Annotated in this window: 16 protein-coding genes; 11 read left to right on the top strand and 5 right to left on the bottom strand. The window is 37.9% G+C overall.

Going from position 1 to position 19,225, the window contains the following annotated elements; translation table 11 throughout:
- Positions 1-5: 5 nt before the first annotated feature.
- On the top strand, positions 6-1,106 hold the full coding sequence (locus FJR11_RS01380; protein WP_168501942.1) for a glycosyltransferase family 4 protein: 1,101 nt from the start codon (positions 6-8) through the stop codon (positions 1,104-1,106).
- Positions 1,107-1,377: 271 nt separating this feature from the next.
- On the opposite strand, the gene FJR11_RS01385 is transcribed toward FJR11_RS01380, so the two are convergent.
- Positions 1,378-2,157, bottom strand: a complete 780-nt coding sequence (locus tag FJR11_RS01385) for a TIGR01548 family HAD-type hydrolase (protein ID WP_168501943.1) — start codon at positions 2,155-2,157, stop codon at positions 1,378-1,380.
- A gap of 69 nt (positions 2,158-2,226) precedes the next feature.
- On the opposite strand from FJR11_RS01385, the gene FJR11_RS01390 reads away from it, so the two are divergent.
- The 4 genes from FJR11_RS01390 to FJR11_RS23290 are packed head-to-tail and all read left to right on the top strand — an operon-like array spanning position 2,227 to position 3,771.
- A complete protein-coding gene (locus FJR11_RS01390) occupies positions 2,227-2,580 on the top strand; it encodes a hypothetical protein (RefSeq protein WP_254444654.1) in 354 nt (117 codons plus the stop codon).
- A 20-nt stretch (positions 2,581-2,600) separates the two neighbouring features.
- Positions 2,601-2,837 carry a DNA-directed RNA polymerase subunit omega gene (locus tag FJR11_RS01395; RefSeq protein ID WP_027404411.1) on the top strand — a complete coding sequence of 79 codons (237 nt, stop codon included), beginning with the start codon at positions 2,601-2,603 and terminating at the stop codon, positions 2,835-2,837.
- A gap of 59 nt (positions 2,838-2,896) precedes the next feature.
- Positions 2,897-3,397, top strand: a complete 501-nt coding sequence (locus tag FJR11_RS01400) for a hypothetical protein (protein WP_168501944.1) — start codon at positions 2,897-2,899, stop codon at positions 3,395-3,397.
- Positions 3,398-3,408: 11 nt separating this feature from the next.
- Positions 3,409-3,771, top strand: a complete 363-nt coding sequence (locus tag FJR11_RS23290) for a hypothetical protein (protein WP_174762884.1) — start codon at positions 3,409-3,411, stop codon at positions 3,769-3,771.
- A gap of 86 nt (positions 3,772-3,857) precedes the next feature.
- Here the strand turns inward: FJR11_RS23290 and FJR11_RS01410 are convergent, their stop codons facing one another.
- Positions 3,858-4,763, bottom strand: coding sequence for an alpha/beta hydrolase (locus tag FJR11_RS01410; protein WP_168501945.1), 906 nt, complete (start codon positions 4,761-4,763; stop codon positions 3,858-3,860).
- A 480-nt stretch (positions 4,764-5,243) separates the two neighbouring features.
- On the opposite strand from FJR11_RS01410, the gene FJR11_RS01415 reads away from it, so the two are divergent.
- On the top strand, positions 5,244-6,740 hold the full coding sequence (locus FJR11_RS01415) for an HlyD family efflux transporter periplasmic adaptor subunit (RefSeq protein WP_168501946.1): 1,497 nt from the start codon (positions 5,244-5,246) through the stop codon (positions 6,738-6,740).
- A gap of 162 nt (positions 6,741-6,902) precedes the next feature.
- Positions 6,903-7,733, top strand: coding sequence for an alpha/beta hydrolase (locus tag FJR11_RS01420; protein WP_168501947.1), 831 nt, complete (start codon positions 6,903-6,905; stop codon positions 7,731-7,733).
- 82 nt (positions 7,734-7,815) lie between these two features.
- Here FJR11_RS01420 and FJR11_RS01425 read toward each other — a convergent pair whose 3' ends face one another.
- On the bottom strand, positions 7,816-9,183 hold the full coding sequence (locus FJR11_RS01425) for a carotenoid oxygenase family protein (protein ID WP_174762892.1): 1,368 nt from the start codon (positions 9,181-9,183) through the stop codon (positions 7,816-7,818).
- Between the two features lie 189 nt (positions 9,184-9,372).
- Here FJR11_RS01425 and era point away from each other — a divergent pair, with 189 nt between their 5' ends.
- Complete coding sequence (gene era / locus FJR11_RS01430; RefSeq protein WP_168501948.1) at positions 9,373-10,347, top strand: GTPase Era; 975 nt, start codon at positions 9,373-9,375, stop codon at positions 10,345-10,347.
- A 94-nt stretch (positions 10,348-10,441) separates the two neighbouring features.
- Positions 10,442-10,915, top strand: a complete 474-nt coding sequence (locus FJR11_RS01435; RefSeq protein ID WP_168501949.1) for a TspO/MBR family protein — start codon at positions 10,442-10,444, stop codon at positions 10,913-10,915.
- 231 nt (positions 10,916-11,146) lie between these two features.
- Here FJR11_RS01435 and FJR11_RS01440 read toward each other — a convergent pair whose 3' ends face one another.
- Both FJR11_RS01440 and FJR11_RS01445 read right to left on the bottom strand, forming a co-directional pair.
- Positions 11,147-12,508: a hypothetical protein gene (locus FJR11_RS01440; protein WP_371417428.1), complete on the bottom strand. Its 1,362-nt coding sequence runs from the start codon at positions 12,506-12,508 to the stop codon at positions 11,147-11,149.
- Positions 12,509-12,959: 451 nt separating this feature from the next.
- Entirely contained in the window at positions 12,960-14,630 is a 1,671-nt protein-coding gene (locus tag FJR11_RS01445) for a transglutaminase domain-containing protein (protein WP_168502149.1), read from the bottom strand.
- A gap of 206 nt (positions 14,631-14,836) precedes the next feature.
- On the opposite strand from FJR11_RS01445, the gene FJR11_RS01450 reads away from it, so the two are divergent.
- Positions 14,837-17,710: a cation-transporting P-type ATPase gene (locus tag FJR11_RS01450; protein ID WP_168501950.1), complete on the top strand. Its 2,874-nt coding sequence runs from the start codon at positions 14,837-14,839 to the stop codon at positions 17,708-17,710.
- 321 nt (positions 17,711-18,031) lie between these two features.
- Complete coding sequence (gene recF / locus FJR11_RS01455; protein WP_168501951.1) at positions 18,032-19,147, top strand: DNA replication/repair protein RecF; 1,116 nt, start codon at positions 18,032-18,034, stop codon at positions 19,145-19,147.
- Positions 19,148-19,225: the final 78 nt, after the last annotated feature.

Raw genomic sequence — 19,225 nt, forward strand, 5'->3', positions numbered from 1 at the left:
TACTCATGAACTGGAATCAAAATTCAGTTGTAATTTATTCCAACTTTCCATTTCATGTAGAGGATTGGTCTCCTCTGTCTGTAGGAAAAGGAATCGGAGGCAGCCAAGAGGCTGTAATTTATTTAAGTCAAGAACTAATAAAGTTGGGTTATCAAGTCACAGTGTTCAATAGATGTGGTGACATGGAAGGAGAATATAATGGCGTAATTTATCAGAATGTTGATAAATTTAATCCCCAAGATAACTTTAATGTCTTAATCTTTCATCGTACTTGGAAACAACCGATGCAGATGAAGGTCAATGCTAAAAAAATTGCTGTTTGGATGCACGACAACCCTAAATTATTTCCTGAAATTGAAGAATCCCAGCGAGCAGAGTTTTTAGAAAGTTTTGACAAGCTGTTTATGTTGTCAAATTTTCATAAATCTATGCTACCAGATTGGATTCCTGAAGATAAAATCTTTTTAACCACTAATGGCATTAACATAGAAGATTTCAATTTAACAGGAATTGATAGAAATCCCAAAAGACTAATTTCGATTAGTGATTATACAAGAGGCATCGAAAATTTGTTGCTGCAATGGGACAAGGTTCTTAAAGAAGTCCCAGATGTGGAATTGCATATTTTTTATGGTTGGCAAGGAATTGATGCACTAATTAATTCACCTTATATTGAGAGATTTCCTCAATTACCAGATAAAAAGAAGCAAATAATGGAACTTTTCAACCAGAAGAATGTTTATGAACATGGCAGAATTGGACATAAGCAGTTAGTTGAAGAATTATTTAAATCAGGTCTTTGGGTTTATCCTTGTCATACTGCTGTGGAGATTTTCTGTATTAGTGCTTGGAAAGCCCAAGCTGCTGGTTGTGTTCCTGTGGTGACAACTTATGCAGGTTTAGAAGAAACTGTCAAATCAGGAATTAGAATTAAAGGACTTGCTGGATATGAGGAAACTAATAATGCTTTTATTGAAGCACTAATAGACTTACTGAAAAATTCTGAAAAACAAGAAACTTTGAGACAAGAAGCATTATCCCTCAGAGATTCTTTTGGTTGGGATAAAGTTGCCAAACAATGGCATGAGAAATTTATTTTAGATTAACTAAAACTGTCTGCGTTAGTTAATCTTAAAAACCTCAACTAACGCGCTTTTTCCAAAATAGGCTGATTTTTCTCCCTCATAACTATTTTCACACCCCACCGAGACCCAATAAAGCCCCCTTCCTTGCAGGTTATACGGGTTGAGTATCAGCCAATTCCATATTCCAATGAGATAGCACATTTGCCAATTTTGATTAATTTCCTGTTGTGGCAAATGAAATGAATATCGACTAATTAATTCAGAAAAATCTCATTAGATGAGATTAAGATTCTCATTCAGGAATCGTCTTAATGGTTAATTCTTGGACATTATTAACAACTATTTTTGCCCCAGCTTGCATTAACTTCTGTGTATAAGCTTCACGTCTTTCTGCTGTTCCCTGAACGTGGGGAGGTAACACCCCAACACCTAACCAAGTGCGAGAATTATCTACAGCTTTTGCTTTTTCCACAGTATACATATCTGCTACCGTATCACCGACATATACAACCGTTTGTTTTTGCTCACTACCATTTTCTAATATGTTAATAGTAGCGAAAAGTCCGGTAGGATCAGGTTTACCAGGTGCGTCTTCCATTGCAATTAAGACAGGAGATTTTAAACCCAAACGTTTTTCTAAAACGTAGTTAGCACTCAAACGAGTAGCACCACTAAAAAACCCCCAAGCAATATCCGTTTGTGTTAGTTCTTGAAAATAACTAGGCTGTGCTAATAAAGGTTCATCACAAATATAGCCGTTCCAATTTTCTGAATCTGTCCCCCGATAACGACTTTGAAAATAAGTAACTATGTTTACATAATCCAATTGTATTTTTTCCCGCTGCTGTCCTTGACTGAGAAAATGGCGGTAAATTAATTCCTGGGAGGCTTCCCAATCATTATTCCAAATTCCTTCTGATTTGAGGTTATCAATGTCTACAGGTGTGGGACGATAGGCTTGGGCAGTAAAATATTCTACTGTATCTGATAGGGCGCGATGATATGAGCCGCTAACGTCACGGATAACCCCATCTATATCAAATACAACTATCGCTTTGGTGTTTGTGGTCATGGAAGAAATGGGAAAAGGGTGATTTATAAAATTCTATAGTAATCTTATTTAATTTTTTAATGACTATTTATGAGTTTAAATAAAAAAATGGTAACTATCGTTGTCCTGATTAACATCCTTATTTCCCTCATCTTCCTTTATCTAGCTCAACAATTGCGGAAAATAAAATACACACTCGCATTTATAGCAGATATATTTAATCAATATGAACGTGCTAGTTATGCAGCCCTACAGACAGCACCAGATAATATTTATCTAGGTAAAGAAAAGATTCAGAGTCTCCGTCTAGAGAAGCAAATACTTACACAGCAAATCCAACAACTGCGGCAAATTCTCAGTTTGATTCTCCTAGTTAAGCAAATTTATGAAGGATTATTGTCATTTCCATATCTAAAATTGAAAAATCCGAGTAAACTGGGGTAGAATCTCCAGAGTCATCAATTATGCTTAAGCGTTCTAAGTTCGAGACTACTCAGTCTCAAATCATGCACCGTTCAGAAGAACTAATTAGTGCTGCATCAAATCGCTATCGCATTACGGTACAAGTTGCAAATCGTGCTAAACGGCGACGTTATGAAGATTTTGAAAATAACGAAGATTCAATAATGAAGCCCGTACTCAGAGCAATTATCGAAATGTCTGATGAATTAAATCAGCCAGAAATTATTGGCGAATTATAAAATGTAAACTAATCACCGCCATACCTGTACTGGATTTGGCGGTATTTTAGATAATGGAAATGAAACAGCAAAGACTTCTCAGTTGGCAATTTTTTTCACCATTAATTATCACCTTAATGACAGTGGTGATCATTGTTTTAGGGACAGGAAATACCAATTTATTGCATATCTCACCCGCAGCCGCGCAAAGATTTAGTTCTAGCGATGTCTGGCAAAAAGTATATCAACAAATTCCTGATTTGCCTCAAGAAAATCAGTATATTAGTAAAACAACTAGACAAATTGTTGTAACAAATACTTTAGCTAGTCGTCTAATTCGCTATCATATTTATAATAAAGGTAGATCCCCTATCTATCGCCTGGACTGGAAACTGACTTTAGCTGATTATTTAGATGCTAATGAAACCATATACATGGATAGTTATCCAGGTAATGATAGTTTACAGCAAAATCCTTTGGCTGGCGATCGCATTGCTATTAGCAAACTTACCCGTCGTCAAAGAAATAACCTTGTACAAGTTTTAGTGAATATTTTTAATCCCAGTGATCAAAATATCTAACTTCATCAGATATGGCGGATAAAAACTTAGAAGCTTTAATCGTCAAAATTGTCAAAAAGGTAATTAAAAAAGAGATCAAAAATCTTAGTCAGGATAATTTGCCAATTATTTTAGCTGATGATAATTCCACGTTAGATAATTGGCAAAATTCAAATGCTATAGAAGAATTAATTGATGATTTACAAATTAGCCCTTACAGCAGATTACCTGAAAAAGAAGATATAGAGCTTGAGCGTAAATTACGAGAACTCAAGTTTAAACAAGAATTGAGAAAAGATTGGATTTCCTTTTTAGTAAAAGATGTAATTGTCTATTCTACAACTACGATTTTCATTCTTGTACTTGCTGGTTTTTATTTATTTCGGATTAATTGACAGTCAATAGCCACCAAATTTAAATATCTATCTTCTATAATGCTTGTAGAGAGGTTCTAAAAAACATCTCTACAATTTGTTTAATATTATTGATTATTCATTATTGGTTTTAATGGCATTACCACAGTAGGTAAATGTTGATCCATCCAATTACCTAAATCAGTGATTACCTGAAGATAATTAATATCGTAGTGTAAATCATGATAGCCCCCAGCGTATTCAATTCTTAACTTATCTGGATAGGTAACATTTTGATAAAAAATTTCACTTCCTGCTGGTAAAGCAATTCTATCAGCACTACCATGTAAAATTAACAGCGGTACTTGCCATTTTTCAGCATGAGCATGAATCCAATCTACTGTCGCAAAAAACTCTGTAGATAACCTAGCAGTAGCAAGAGTATGACGTAATTTATCTTGAGTATAGGAATCTAAAATTTGCTGATTTCGTGAACCTGCGCTGGTGTCCAAGCCAATATTTAAGGAAAAACGCGGCCACACCTGGGAGAGTAACTTACCTAAAACTATACGAGTCAAGGGAACTCCCACTTTACCAATGCTAGGTGCGAAAGCAATCACCCCTGACAACGCAGACTTATCTTGCAGATAACGCAGAGTATAATCTAATGCAATTACTCCCCCCATACTATGTCCCAATAGAAAAATTGGGCATCCTAGTTGTTGTTGTTGAATCAAATTGAGGAAAGTTTGCAAGTCATCACGAAATTCAGCCCAGGTATTAATGTAACCTCTTTGACCAGATGAACGTCCATGACCACGCAAATCAAAGCCATAGACAGCATATTCCTTGGGTAACAAATGTTTAACTATAGTCTGGTAAAGTCCGCTGTGTCCTCCGAGTCCATGGACAAGGGCTAATATTCCCTTAACTTCACCCCCAGGATGCCAGCTTTGGTAATATAAATCAAACCCACCCACACCTGGAAATTTTCCCTCTTTACGAGATGCTACGCAATCGCTGTGGTAAATCATAGAGTTAATTTTCTACTTTTTTGTCAGTAAGCTACTAGCTTATTAACGTATATTGTAGATAAAATTGCTTCTAACTGTAGGAAGAAATACAGATAATTTTTAGAAAAATTAATCTATGTTCTCAAAATAACTAGGAAAACTGAGCTTTGATCCTTGGGAAATTGGGCGTTGGTGAATGAAGGTATGATTTTTTCTCACGCAGAGGCGCAGAGTCACGGAGAGTAAGAGTTTGAGAAATAGAATGTTTGATTTTCATACCTCATCTGCAAAGTTGTTATCTATATAACAATATTTGATGTTGGCATAGATTAATATTAAACATTTAGCGATTTAGTCATTAGTCATTGCTCATACCAATTATTAATGTAGCTTTATAAAACTACCAGGTTAAGCCTCTTCCCCCTTTAAAAGTTAGTTTTATATAGGCTTACATGAAATTGGGATAACTTGATAAAAAGAACAACTAACAATTAACAAATTATGAAGTTTTCCCTAGCTGCAAATGCTGTGCAAGCGCGTCAGACAAAAGAAAGATTTGCTAAACCAGAAGAGCAATTATCTTATGAATTGGGCAAAGCAGTCCAGGAATTACCACCGCTGTATACAAGATTATTAGCGGGAACAATTAGTGTTGTCATATTTGGTGCAATTTCCTGGGCGCATTTTTCAGAAATTGATGAAGTTGCAACTGCACCAGGAGAATTAATTGCTTCTACCCAAGTCAGACCGGTGACAGCTTTGGGTAATGGTTCTATTTTAGCAGTGAAGGTGAAAGAAGGCGATCGCGTGACTAAAGATCAAATTTTAATTCAACGTGATCCGAATTTCCAACAAACAGATGTTAATCGTCTGGCTAAATCTAGTAAATTAATTGAAGATGATTTACAACGATTACAAGCTGAACGTTCTGGGGGAAAAACTGCGGGAACAATTCTCCAAGATGAACTTTTAAACTCCCGTTTATTAGACTATAAAGCCAAGCAAGCAGCAGCAGAAGCTGAAACCAAACGTCAAAAATCAATTCTTAATCAAGCCAAAGTTCGTTTGAGTCGGTTACAAGAAAATTTGGCAAATGCCAAAATCAGTTTTACTAATGTTCAGAAAAACTTAGAGAATGTAAAAAGCCTGAGTTCTATGTTAGCTAATAATTTAGCAATTGCTCAACAACGTGAAGAAAATCTTCGCACTTTAGTTGAACCAGGTGCTTTAACCAGAGTTGATTATTTAGATGCTAAAGAAAGATTAAATCGTGCCAATGCAGATATTGTGAGGAGTGCAGATGAAGTTACAAAAACTCAAAACAATTTAACAGAAGCAAAAGATAGAGTCACATCTTTAGAAAAAGATATTTCGGCTCAATTTCAAGAAATCAATCAAGCAGAACAAGCCTATCAAACTGCGCGTAATCAAAATATTCGCTTAACCTCAGAACGTCAAAGTGAAATTCTCACCCAAATCAACAAACGCAAAGAAGAATTAACTACTGTTGCTGGTCAATTAGAACAAGCTAGACAACAAAAAGATGGAGAAACTATCAAAGCCCCCGTTGCTGGAACAATTTACAAAATTAAAGCTACCAAAGGTCCAGTTCAATCTGGAGAAGAACTACTATCAATTTTACCAGCGGGAGAAGAAATGCTCCTAGAGGTAAAAGTTCTTAACCGTGATATTGGCTTTATTAATCAGGGAATGAAAGCGAAAGTCAAAATCGCTACTTTTCCTTTTCAAGAATTTGGTGTGGTTGCAGGTGAAGTAGTCCAAATCAGTCCCAATGCCATAATTGATAAAGACTTAGGTTTAGTTTTTCCCACAAGAATTAAGTTAAGTAAACATTCCTTGAATGTGCGCGGACAAGAGGTAGAATTTAATCCAGGTATGGCTGCCAATGCGGAAATTGTTACTCGGAAAAAATCGGTTTTGACATTTATTGTTGAACCAATCACTCGACGTTTCAGCGAGGCATTTTCCGTGAGATAATGGATACAAATCATCTCAAGATGATTAAAGACAGGAGTTTTTGTTTAAATGCAGTCTTCCTGTCTTTCTTTGCGTCTACTCTTCGAGATATGCCTCCGGCACGTTGCACGAACACGAAGCGTGATTGCTCCTTAGCGTCTCTGCGCGAAATAAAAACAAAATATGGATAAACAACAATTAAAAAAACTACTTATTGGTGATTTAACCTGGAAACGAATGTTAAAATCTCTCATTTTTATTTATGCTTTTTTTGCTGTCTATGTTTATTTCCGGGCTGATAGCATGATTTTTCTACCTCAAGCATCTAGTTATCAAGATAATCAGGATATTCTCAAGCTCAAAACCGCAAACAATAAAAGTATTTCCGCAATTTATTTACCAAATCCTCAAGCTAAATATACCATTCTTTATGCTCATGGTAATGCTGAAGATTTGGGATATATAAAACCACATTTACAAAAAATTCTGGCTTTAGGTTTTAGTGTCTTTGCTTATGATTATCGCGGTTATGGAACAAGTGAAGGGAAACCTACAGAAAATGCTGCTTATCAAGATATTGATACTGCTTACAATTATTTAACTCAAACTTTAAAAATTCCTCCCCAAAAAATTATAGTTTATGGACGTTCCGTTGGTGGCGGTTCTGCGGTAGATTTAGCATCTAAAAAACCTGTGGCTGGATTAATAGTTGAAAGTAGCTTTACTTCTATTTTTCGGGTAGTTGTTCCTGTGCCACTTTTACCTTTTGATAAATTTACTAATCTCGACAAAATCAAAAAAGTAACCTGTCCAGTTTTGATTATGCACGGTACAATTGATGAAACTATTCCTTTTAATCATGGAGAAAAATTATTTGCGGCTGTATCATCTCCCAAACTTTCTTTTTGGGTAGAAAAAGCCAGTCATAATGATTTATCTTCTGTTGCGGGAGAAAAGTATTGGGAAATATTAAAAAAGTTTTCTGATTTAGTTGAGAAAAATCCTACCAAGTAGGTTGGGTTAAGCGACAGCGCAACCCAACAAAAGAATTGATAATGATAATGTTGGGTAACATAGGTCAACCCAACCTACTGAATTAAGAAATCCAAATACCGTGGAATCCGTAGGGTACACGCTGAGGAATCATTACCCGTGCTATGGGTGCGCTGGTGATATCTTGCGCGTTGATAACTACGAGTTCTGATGTTTGGGAATTTTCATCATAAACAAATGTTACCAACCATCCTTGATCTTCAGCAGTAGCATTAGGACATGGTGCAAATACAGCTTCTCCACCATAACGATTTTTGCCAAATTCATGGGTTTGGGATTTACCATTTTCAAAATCGTATTTGATTAAACCATCAAATAAGGGATTTTGACTATGTGCCATTTTTCCTACATAGCCATATTGGGTTTTTCTTCCTAACAGGTTTTCATTAACACGGGGAAATTCTCCCGGTACATCATCTAGTTTTTCTTCTGTAACTGCACCTGTGCTAAGGTTAAAACGCCAACGGTGTAAAAAAGGCGTGTCTTCCAAAGGATTTTCAGCCATTAGGACACTAGTAGAATTCATACGACAAGCGATAAGAATCACTTCGTCTCCCGCTTCGTAAGCATTGAGGGTGTGGAAGACGTAGCAGGGAGGACATTCAAACCAGCGAATATTGCTGTTGTCACCATGACGAGGCATTATACCAAACCGACTGGGGCGATCGCTCTCAAACATCAACATTGGTTCTCCCTGCATCATTCGTTCCATACTAAATGTCAAGGGTAAATCCATGAAAATGGTATAATTTTCCGTAATGGCGAAATCGTGCATCATTACCGCTGTGGGTATTTCTATGGGTACTGTTCGTAATAACTCACCTTGGGCTGAAACTACGCCATATTGTAGATAAGGTGGTCTAAAACCGTAACCAAAAAACATCATTTCCCCGGTCACAGGATCTACCTTGGGATGGGCGGTAAAAGCGGAAATTAGCTTATCATTATAGGTGTGTTCCCCAATAGTTGCTAAATCAGTAGTGCTGATGTGATGGGGCGCACCTCCTTCCCATAGTGCTAAAAGCTGTTGATTGTGCCATACAAGGGCTGTATTAGCGGTATTTTTCCCCGGTCCGTGGGGGTTATCCATTTGCGGTGGTTCTAAAAGTCCACTCCACACAGCTTTACCAGCTTCATGTTCAATATTCCAGCCCCTAGTTCTCACATAGCGATTGTGATAAGTGGCTTTACCGTCGTTGATTTGGACACCATGTAACATTCCATCGCCATCAAACCAGTGATATTGACCAATGGGACTCCATTGGGGGTTGGGTCCATTACGGACAAACATCCCTGATAAGTCTAGAGGGATTTCTCCGATAACTTCTAAGGTATCAGTAGATATTTCTGTGTTTATGGGGGCAAAATTCCCTTCTAAATAAGGATTTACTACGGTTGAGGCTATGGTCATAGTCAGTGAGATAGATAAAGACACTGTATTTAATATAATTATGGTTTGCTATTTGTGCTAGGCAAGACAGTAAAATTTTGCTTTATCCTTTTTTATCGTTTCCATAAATATGCAATAATTAATATATCTCTAATTTGAAAGAGAATTTCCATCAAAGTCAAAATAATCTATTAATCATAACTGTCAACAATGCAAGTAGAATCACAAGTCTCTAATATTGATAATAATATTTTTACTGATTTCGGTGGGGTAATGATTCCCCAAGCACCTGCTGGATTTAAATCAGGTTTTGTCGGCATTATCGGCCGTCCTAATGTGGGTAAATCCACTTTAATGAATGAACTTGTTGGGCAAAAAATAGCCATTACTTCCCCAGTATCTCAAACTACTCGCAATCGCTTAAAGGGGATTTTAACCACAGAAACAGCCCAGTTAATTTTTGTAGATACACCGGGTATTCACAAACCCCATCATCAACTAGGGGAAGTGCTAGTAAAAAATGCCAAAATTGCCATTGACTCGGTAGATGTGATATTATTTGTAGTTGATGGCACAGTAGCTTGTGGTCCAGGCGATCGCTATGTGGCTGAACTACTAATTAATAGTCAAACACCTGTAATTTTGGGGATTAATAAAATTGATCAACAACCAGAAGATCCACAAAAAATAGATGATAGTTATATTCAATTAGCTAATAGCTACAAATGGCAAAGTGTGAAATTTTCCGCTAAAACCGGAGCAGAATTATCGCAATTACAAGATTTATTAATTAGTCATCTTGAACCAGGACCATTTTATTATCCACCTGATTTAGTAACAGACCAACCAGAACGATTTATCATGGGTGAATTGATTCGAGAACAGATATTATTATTAACTCGTCAAGAAGTTCCCCATTCCGTAGCCATAGCCATTGATTTAGTCGAAGAAAGCCCAAAAATCACCCGTGTTCTTGCCACCATCCATGTTGAAAGAGATTCTCAAAAAGGGATTCTCATTGGCAAAGGGGGGACAATGCTCAAGTCAGTTGGTAGTGAAGCTAGGCAACAAATTCAAAAGCTCATTGCTGGGAAAGTTTATCTAGAATTATTTGTCAAAGTCCAACCCAAATGGCGACATTCGCGGGTGCGGTTAGCAGAACTAGGTTATCGTGTGGAAGAGTAATTAGAAATTGGGTAATTCTTAATTACTATAAACCGCATATTGTATTGTAATATCATTGCGTCAGACTTATTTGCAAGTCAGCACCAAGGCAGTTATGATGAAATCTTGGATAATAATTGGCAGTATCGCATTTTTGGTAGGCTTCGCTGGCAACTGGATTACACCGAACCAGAGTCAATGGTTTCGGCGGTTACAAAGACCTAAATGGTTAACGTTTGAATCAGCAATTCCCCTGATTTGGACTGTAATATTTATTTGTGGTGCTTGGTCAGCTTACATAATTTGGGAACACAGCCCAAATACCGATATAACCCGCTTAATGATGGGTTTATACCTACTTCTAGAGATATTTACCATAGCTTACACCCCTGTAATGTTACGTCTTCGTAGTCTCATCGTTGGTACAATTCTCGGTGGGACAGGATTACTAATTTGTATGTTAATCACACTAGCCGTTTTATCAGTATCCCCTTTGGCAGCACTACTATTGTTACCCTACTTACTGTGGAGTCCCATAGGTACATACACCACATGGCAAATGAGTCGTCTTAATCCTCAAGATGCTTAACCCGCTTTAATTATGCCGGGAACCAAAAAAATAATTCTCTAATATTTCAATCCATATCCACTCAAGATTTTAACGTTTTATTGATCACAAAATATTTCAAAGATTTTGAAGGATTAATAAATCGCCAAAAACCTTGTTAAATAAAGGGTATGGATAAGAACAGGCTATGAGCAAGCCCTATTTACATATCTTAATAGTAGGGATATTTTGCTCTTACTAAATGTTTTATTTTTAACAGAATCTCTTAAAGAATGATAAATCTATATTACCAAAGTTAATACTAAAAGCAATATTTAATTGTTCTAAAGTTCCCACTAACCAGCTAACAGAATCAGTGGTAGAGGTTTCATAGTGATTAAATAAAATTGCAAATTTTCTTTCTAAATATGGTTTGACTTTACCACAAATCAGGACAATTTTTAATAATAAACCCATAGTGGGGACTGTTCCTTGATTACTAATCAAATCTAAGAAAACAAAGTGCTGTGGTGATGATTGGTTATTAACAACTAAAAAGTTTAATAAGCTACTACAAGTTCTTACTAATAATAAATCATTAACTTTTTGCTCATCTGCTTGAGGCAAAATATTTTGTAAATATTTATATAATTTTTGATTAAATTGTTTTTTGCCGTATTGTCCGTCTACGGAAGATATTAAATATTCATATAAATCATCTTTAAAATTGCGGAAATTCCGGGCTTGTCCACCATATTGGATAAACTTTTGGGCTGATTCATGATATGTGTTACCATGTTCAACTTTACCAACAAAATGCTTTAAAGTGGTGTATAGTTCACTATCAGTTAACAATGTAGGATTACTTATAGGGCGCAAAATCCGATCTGCTTCAGCGGAAGAAGTATTTTTCAACATCTGAATCCGTCGCACTTTATAAGTTACATATTGTGATAAGTCAATTTCAAATTTTCTTTGTACCTGTGACTGAAAATGTCTCACAGTTTCTTTTTGTTCAAAAGTAGAATCTTCACTAATTAAACAATGTTCATATAAATAAGGATAGCGACGAATTAAACTCATTAGTGGCTGATTATCTCGTCTGTTCGCTACGGTAGGAGTCTGATTTACTACTTGAGTAAAGCGGCGTAAAATTAAATATTGTTCACTGTCCACAAATTGTTTAACTAATTCACGGAGCCGGTTAATTTCGCGGGAACGTAAATTAGTGACTCTATAACTGATAGGTATAGCATCAAATAAACTAATTAACTCAGCAATTGCATAGTGCAATTGGGGTTTCATGTACCAGCAATTAATGAGAATATGGCAACACCGATTCAGAAAAAACTTAAATTCTTCAGGCGCAGTTTTAGATGCGGTAATTTTATCTAAAATTAGGAGAATATCCGGCTCAGGATAATTGGCTCTTTCAATAAATAGCGCTCGGAATCTATCAATCATTTGATTAGGAGATTCATTTTGCACTAAGTTTAATAAATGCTGGTAGATTAACTGTTCTTGATGATAACAGTCATGAAAACTATGAGCATAGTCTAACCTACTGCCAACTATTTTGGCTGAATGTGCTGATTGGGAGGTTTTTTCTGGGTCATAACTGATATAATTACTCACTTTTTATTACCTACAACCTGGGATGAATGTAATTTTTTATATGTTTTCAGGCTTGTCAACCGTAAAAACCCAGTTTTAGTAATATCTCTTGTCCATATAATTAGGTAAGATATTCATAATAAATATTTTACCATATCGCCTGGAAACTTACGCAGCTTGGAAAATAAAGTGAAAATGAATTTTTACTATCCAAGTATAAATTTCTTATAAAGAAACATCGGTGACTAAGATCACTAATCAATGGTAATCATAAGAATTCGTGAAACCTCGATAGGGACTTCTAAAAGTAGGTGTAGAGTTGTTGGAAGAAATAAGTAATTATACTTAATAACTCATCTGTAAAAAATAATTAATACTAAAAAATTCTTAACCAATTTAAAAATAAAGTTCACGGAGCAGCCGACAAGTATTGAAAACTACCATGCAAAAGCCACTCCGCATTATAAGAACCTTAAAAAGGTGGTAATTCCTTCAGAATCGTAAACCGAATATGGTTAATAGCCAAGTCACCCAGTGAAACCTCTTCTTTAGTTAAGCGGATGCCATTTCTGGTTAAGGTTTCAAAGGTGATGCCTTTACCAATTTCGATATGATACCAGCATAAACCCATGAAGAATCTTGTAGGATATGGTCCACCTTCTTCGAGATCATCAGGATTAGATTCCATTGGTAACCAACCAATGCCAGGAATGTAAAACTCTAACCAAACATGATTAAAATCGGGTTGTAGGGGAATTCCCTGGTGTTCGGCATAAACTGGACATTTATATCTACCAACAGTACGACAAGGAATGCCATTAAGACGACAAAGTGCTAGTAATACACCTACATATTCTCCACAAGAACCAGTCCCCCGATCTAAGGCGATATCGGGTGAATCAATATGGGGTTTAATGGCGTATGACAATTGATCGTAGACGTAGTTGCGGATATTGTACATTTTCCGTAACAGGTTAGTTTCCGAACCAACTGCTGTCCGGGCTGCACGGATGACAATATCAGTATCCATTGCTAAATCGTCATCATCCACCAGATAGCGAGTTTTTAATTCTGGTGACAGTTCTGGCACATCTTCTACGTCTTTGGGCGTGATGCGATGTTTAATACCGCGTACTTCTACCAATGCCTTCCAGCCAAATATATGCCGTTCTCCGGGGGCAAGGCTATCAAATTTAAAAACGGCTACTCTTTGTCCGTCAATGATTTCTTCTGTGAAAGGTAAACCAATCGGTTCAACTTGTTTGACTTTTTGCCGTTCTGTTTCTGAAGGTAAGGCAATGCGCCATTCTATATCGGCTAAATAAACTTCATCGAGGGGGGAAATTTCTTCAACATAGGACATTTCTATCAGATAGCCATTAGAGAGGGCGTAGCGTTTATCCTCTTGGTAATGATATTGTAGAGAATGGATAAATGTGCGATCGCGGTAAGTTAATTCAAAACAGGGATCAGCGTTGGGATTATCCCGAATATAAGGTTCATCGCTGGAGTATGCCACATAAATACGATCTTTACCCGTCTCATCCTGTCCATGAACGGCGATACCTGTAGGAGAATCAAAAGGCGTGAGAACACTGAAACGGACTTCTCCCGTTGCCCTATCCATAGAGTAAACTGTTTGTTCCGTGCGATCGCATACCCACAAAGTTTCTTTGCTAACTGCCAAATTTTCGATACCGACACCAGGGGCATAAAATCTAGTGATTTCCTTGCGGGTATCACGGTCAAAAATCAAGATATAGCCAAGTCTTTGGCAACTGACATAAACTGTAGATTCCCAAACAGCAACGCCATCAGCAGGATAGGGTAAAGTCACAAAATGCTCTAACCCTAAAGATGCCAGTTTGCATAAATATACACTATTATCACGAGTCACCCAAAGATCATCGTCCCACACAGCTAAACCGGTAACTTCTTTAAATTCGCGGACTTGGTGGGGATTGATAATTTTGCTGTTATCGGTAAAAGGGTCAATTTCTAATAAATGACCTTTAACCGTATCAATAGCAATAAGTCGATCTTTAATGAAAGCAATACCGTAGAGGGTAGCAGCAGTAACTGGTCTGATTATTTTTTGCCCAAACATCTGGTTTATTGTCAAACTGGGTAGGGGAAAACTCATGTTATTGAGCATATTAGTCATAAATTATTATTTATTAGGGAACAGGGAACAGGGAACAGGGAACAGGGAACAGGGAACAGGGAACAGGGAACAATATTTTTACCACTAACAACTGACAACTGACCACTGACAACTGACAAATTCCACATTTTCGGACATCACTAAATTATGATCGAATTTTGTAACCATTTCCTGTAACTTACACGATGTCTGCTCATTCTTTACCTGAATCTACCAACCTCTGGCATGGTTTGGAAGTTGATAAAGCCTTAGAAATGCTGGATAGTGACGCAAACAGCGGCTTAACTTCCCAAGAAGTTGAACACCGTCGTCAGAAATATGGACTCAATGAACTTGAAGAAAATGGAGGTCGTAGCCCTTGGCAAATTCTGCTAGATCAGTTTACCAATATCATGTTATTGATGCTGATTGCCGTTGCCTTCATTTCTGGCTTTTTGGATTTACTGGCTTTGACTGGGGGGACATTGAAACCCGGTGAAGTGCCATTTAAAGACACCATTGCCATTATGGCCATAGTTATCCTCAATGGTATTTTGGGCTATGTGCAAGAAAGCCGCGCCGAAAAAGCTCTAGCAGCCTTAAAAAAACTATCTTCTCCCTCAGTGCGAGTCCTTCGTGACGATAAACTGGGGGATGTAGCGGCTAAGGAGCTAGTACCGGGGGATGTGATGCTACTGGAAGCTGGGGTGCAAATAGCTGCTGATGGTCGCTTAATAGAACAATCTAATTTACAGGTGCGAGAATCGGCTCTTACAGGTGAAGCCGAAGCTGTTAATAAGCAAGCCATACTTACATTACCAGAAGATGCACCATTAGGCGATCGCCTCAATTCAGTTTTTCAAGGTACGGAAGTTCTCCAAGGTCGGGCGAAGGTGCTGGTAACTCACACCGGAATGCGAACAGAACTCGGCAAAATTGCCGCCATGTTGCAATCTGTGGACAGTGAACCTACGCCCTTACAGCAGCGAATGACGCAATTGGGTAACGTTCTCGTTACTGGTTCTTTAGTTCTTGTCGCCATAGTTGTGGGCGGCGGACTTATTCATGATCTAACTCAGGGAATAGGCTGGAAGAATTTACAAGAATTAGTAGAAGTTTCTTTAAGTATGGCAGTGGCGGTAGTTCCTGAAGGTTTACCGGCGGTAATCACCGTTACCCTGGCTTTGGGAACTCAGCGCATGGTCAAACATCATGCTTTAATTCGCAAACTCCCAGCCGTAGAAACTCTTGGTTCTGTAACTACCATTTGTTCTGATAAAACCGGGACACTGACTCAAAATAAAATGGTGGTGCAGTCTGTGTACACCAATAATTCTACCTTTCGCGTCAGTGGAGAAGGTTATACCCCCATTGGCGATTTTCAGTTAAATGGTGAAAAAGCCAATTTAGATGAATGTCCAGAAATTTCTGCTTTGCTTGTTCCCTGTGCTGTTTGTAATGATGCTGTTCTGCAACAACAACAAGGCGTATGGGCAATTTTAGGCGACCCCACAGAAGGGGCTTTAGTGACTTTGGCCGGAAAAGCCGGAATTGAACAAGACCAATGGAGTAGTAAATTACCCCGTGTGGCGGAATTTCCCTTTTCCTCAGAACGGAAACGCATGAGTGTGATTTGTCAACTCGAAGCTGTAGCGACTGGTGAATCCTCCATAACCGCCATTGACCCAGCTATTGCTGGTTTTGTGGAATCCGAAGAAAAATACCTGATGTTTACTAAGGGTTCACCAGAATTAACGTTGGAAAGGTGTACAAAAATCCATTTAGGTAATCATTCAATTCCTATCAGTGACGAACACCGCAGCCAAATTGTGGTAGCTAATGACCAAATGGCGAGTAAGGGTTTACGGGTCTTAGGTTTTGCCTATAAACCCCTCACGGAAGTTCCCCCAGATGGTTCAGAAGATACATCTGAGGTGGATTTGGTTTGGTTGGGTTTGGTGGGAATGCTAGACGCGCCCCGTCCAGAAGTGAGGGCGGCTGTACAAGAATGTCGCCACGCGGGAATCCGTCCCATTATGATTACTGGCGACCATCAATTAACTGCTCAGGCGATCGCTATTGATTTGGGAATTGCCCAAGAAGGTGATAGAGTCCTCACTGGTAAGGAATTACAACTTCTCAGTGACCAAGAATTAGAACAACAGGTTGACTTAGTTAGTATTTACGCGAGAGTTTCTCCAGAACACAAATTAAGAATTGTCCAAGCACTGCAACGTCGCGGGCGATTTGTGGCTATGACAGGCGATGGTGTTAATGATGCTCCCGCCCTCAAACAAGCTGATATAGGCATTGCCATGGGCATCACAGGTACAGATGTGAGCAAAGAAGCCAGTGACATGATCCTCCTAGATGATAACTTCGCCACCATAGTTGCGGCAACTAAAGAAGGTCGAGTTGTTTATACCAATATTCGCAGGTTTATTAAATACATTTTGGGGAGTAATATTGGGGAAGTTCTCACCATTGCTGCTGCGCCATTGTTAGGATTGGGTGGCGTTCCCTTGAGTCCTTTGCAAATTCTCTGGATGAATTTAGTCACAGACGGTTTACCAGCTTTAGCATTAGCTGTAGAACCACCAGAACCTGATGTCATGGAACGTCCCCCTTTTAGTCCCCGTGAAAGTATTTTTGCTAGGGGTTTAGGTTCTTACATGATTCGCATTGGGATTGTTTTTGCCATCATTACCATTATTCTCATGGAATGGGCTTATAAACATTCTCATGCAGTTGGGTATCAGGGAGATCCAGATACTTGGAAAACAATGGTATTTACTTCATTATGTCTAGCGCAAATGGGTCATGCGATCGCTATTCGTTCTAATAATAGACTTACCATCGAAATGAATCCCTTTTCTAATCCCTTTGTATTGGGATCTGTAATTGTCACCACGATTTTGCAGTTGATGTTAATTTATGTTCCCCCCCTGCGAGCTTTCTTTGGTACTCATGAACTCAGTTTTTCCGAATTGATGATTTGTATTGGATTTAGTGCTTTAATGTTTGTCTGGATTGAAGGGGAAAAGATATTCTTCCGGTTTATGGGCAAGAAAACCGTGTAGGAATTAAAAATTAATAATTAAAAATTAATAATTCACAAAGATTGGATTTTTAATTTTTAATATTTCAACAGGGAAAAGTGAGGTAAACATAAAATCGCCGTTTTCATCCTGTTAATCCTTTAATCCTAGACATCCTGATTCTGACAACGTAACAGGCAACGGGGAACAGTGAGTTTGATAATAAAATCTCTGTTCTCATCCTTCATCCTGCTAATCCTTTAATCCTGGACATCCTGATTCTGACAATGTGCCTCACTTAATTAAAAATTAGAAATTTTCTTTAATTTTTAATTTTTAATTTTCAATTTTTAATTGTTGAATATGTACCTCCAAACTTTACACCTCAGACAATTTCGGAATTACCAAAACCAAAAAGTTGAGTTTAATGCAGCTAAAACTATTTTAGTGGGTAATAATGCTCAGGGAAAATCGAATTTGTTGGAGGCTGTGGAGTTATTGGCAACATTGCGATCGCACCGCATGGCACGCGATCGTGATTTAATTAAAGAAGGTGAATCTACAGCCCAAATTAATGCCACCCTAGAACGGATTCATAGCCATAGTGATTTAACTCTTACACTCCGTCGTCAAGCGCGTCGCACCGTCGCTATAAATGGGCAAACAGTTCCCAGACAAATGGACTTTCTCGGTGTTCTCAATGCAGTGGAGTTTTCTAGCTTGGATTTAGAATTGGTGCGCGGTAGTCCAGAAGGTCGTCGTAACTGGTTAGATACGCTATTAATTCAATTAGAACCAGTTTATGCTCATATCTTGCACCAATATCACCAAGTTTTACGCCAACGCAATGCTTTTTTAAAACGTTACATAAATACACAAGAAAAATCTCTACAATCAGAATTAGCTATCTGGGATGCACAATTAGTGACTGCGGGGACAAGGGTAATCATCAGAAGAGATAGAGCTATTCAAAGATTATCCCCCATAGCTTCTGCCTGGCACGCTAGTATTAGTGGAGCATCTGAAGTTCTGCAAATCAACTATGCTTCTCATATTCCCCTAGAAAAAACCTCTCTTCAAGAATTGCAAGCAGCTTTTTTTGCTAAACTTCAACAGAGAGCGATCGCCGAATTACATCGAGGTATAACTTTAGTCGGACCACACCGGGATGAAGTAGAATTAATTATTAATCAAACTCCTGCGCGTCAATATGGTTCTCAAGGGCAACAAAGAACATTAGTTTTAGCTTTAAAATTAGCAGAATTACAATTAATTGAAGAAGTTATTAATGAACCACCTTTACTATTATTAGATGATGTTTTAGCCGAATTAGATCCATCTCGCCAAAATCAATTACTTGATGCTATTCAAGACCGATTTCAAACCTTGATTACTACCACTCATTTGAGTGCTTTTGATGCTCAATGGCTAAAATCTTCCCAGATTTTATATGTAAATGCAGGAACAATTGATAATTGATAATTGGGGACTGGGGACTGGGGACTGGGGACTGGGGACTGGGTAATTTTCTTCTTTCTTCTTTCTTCTTTCTTCTTT

This window comes from Anabaena sp. UHCC 0187 (assembly GCF_009712035.1).
Classification (GTDB): domain Bacteria; phylum Cyanobacteriota; class Cyanobacteriia; order Cyanobacteriales; family Nostocaceae; genus Dolichospermum.

Coding starts and splice junctions, on each gene's coding strand:
- FJR11_RS01425 (WP_174762892.1), bottom strand. CDS start 9,183: ATGACCATAGCCTCAACCGTAGTAAATCCTTATTTAGAAGGGAATTTT.
- recF (WP_168501951.1), top strand. CDS start 18,032: ATGTACCTCCAAACTTTACACCTCAGACAATTTCGGAATTACCAAAAC.
- FJR11_RS01395 (WP_027404411.1), top strand. CDS start 2,601: ATGCTTAAGCGTTCTAAGTTCGAGACTACTCAGTCTCAAATCATGCAC.
- FJR11_RS01390 (WP_254444654.1), top strand. CDS start 2,227: ATGAGTTTAAATAAAAAAATGGTAACTATCGTTGTCCTGATTAACATC.
- FJR11_RS01420 (WP_168501947.1), top strand. CDS start 6,903: ATGGATAAACAACAATTAAAAAAACTACTTATTGGTGATTTAACCTGG.
- FJR11_RS01410 (WP_168501945.1), bottom strand. CDS start 4,763: ATGATTTACCACAGCGATTGCGTAGCATCTCGTAAAGAGGGAAAATTT.
- FJR11_RS01435 (WP_168501949.1), top strand. CDS start 10,442: ATGATGAAATCTTGGATAATAATTGGCAGTATCGCATTTTTGGTAGGC.
- FJR11_RS01385 (WP_168501943.1), bottom strand. CDS start 2,157: ATGACCACAAACACCAAAGCGATAGTTGTATTTGATATAGATGGGGTT.
- FJR11_RS01415 (WP_168501946.1), top strand. CDS start 5,244: ATGAAGTTTTCCCTAGCTGCAAATGCTGTGCAAGCGCGTCAGACAAAA.
- FJR11_RS01445 (WP_168502149.1), bottom strand. CDS start 14,630: ATGAGTTTTCCCCTACCCAGTTTGACAATAAACCAGATGTTTGGGCAA.
- FJR11_RS01450 (WP_168501950.1), top strand. CDS start 14,837: ATGTCTGCTCATTCTTTACCTGAATCTACCAACCTCTGGCATGGTTTG.
- FJR11_RS01380 (WP_168501942.1), top strand. CDS start 6: ATGAACTGGAATCAAAATTCAGTTGTAATTTATTCCAACTTTCCATTT.
- FJR11_RS23290 (WP_174762884.1), top strand. CDS start 3,409: ATGGCGGATAAAAACTTAGAAGCTTTAATCGTCAAAATTGTCAAAAAG.
- FJR11_RS01400 (WP_168501944.1), top strand. CDS start 2,897: ATGAAACAGCAAAGACTTCTCAGTTGGCAATTTTTTTCACCATTAATT.
- era (WP_168501948.1), top strand. CDS start 9,373: ATGCAAGTAGAATCACAAGTCTCTAATATTGATAATAATATTTTTACT.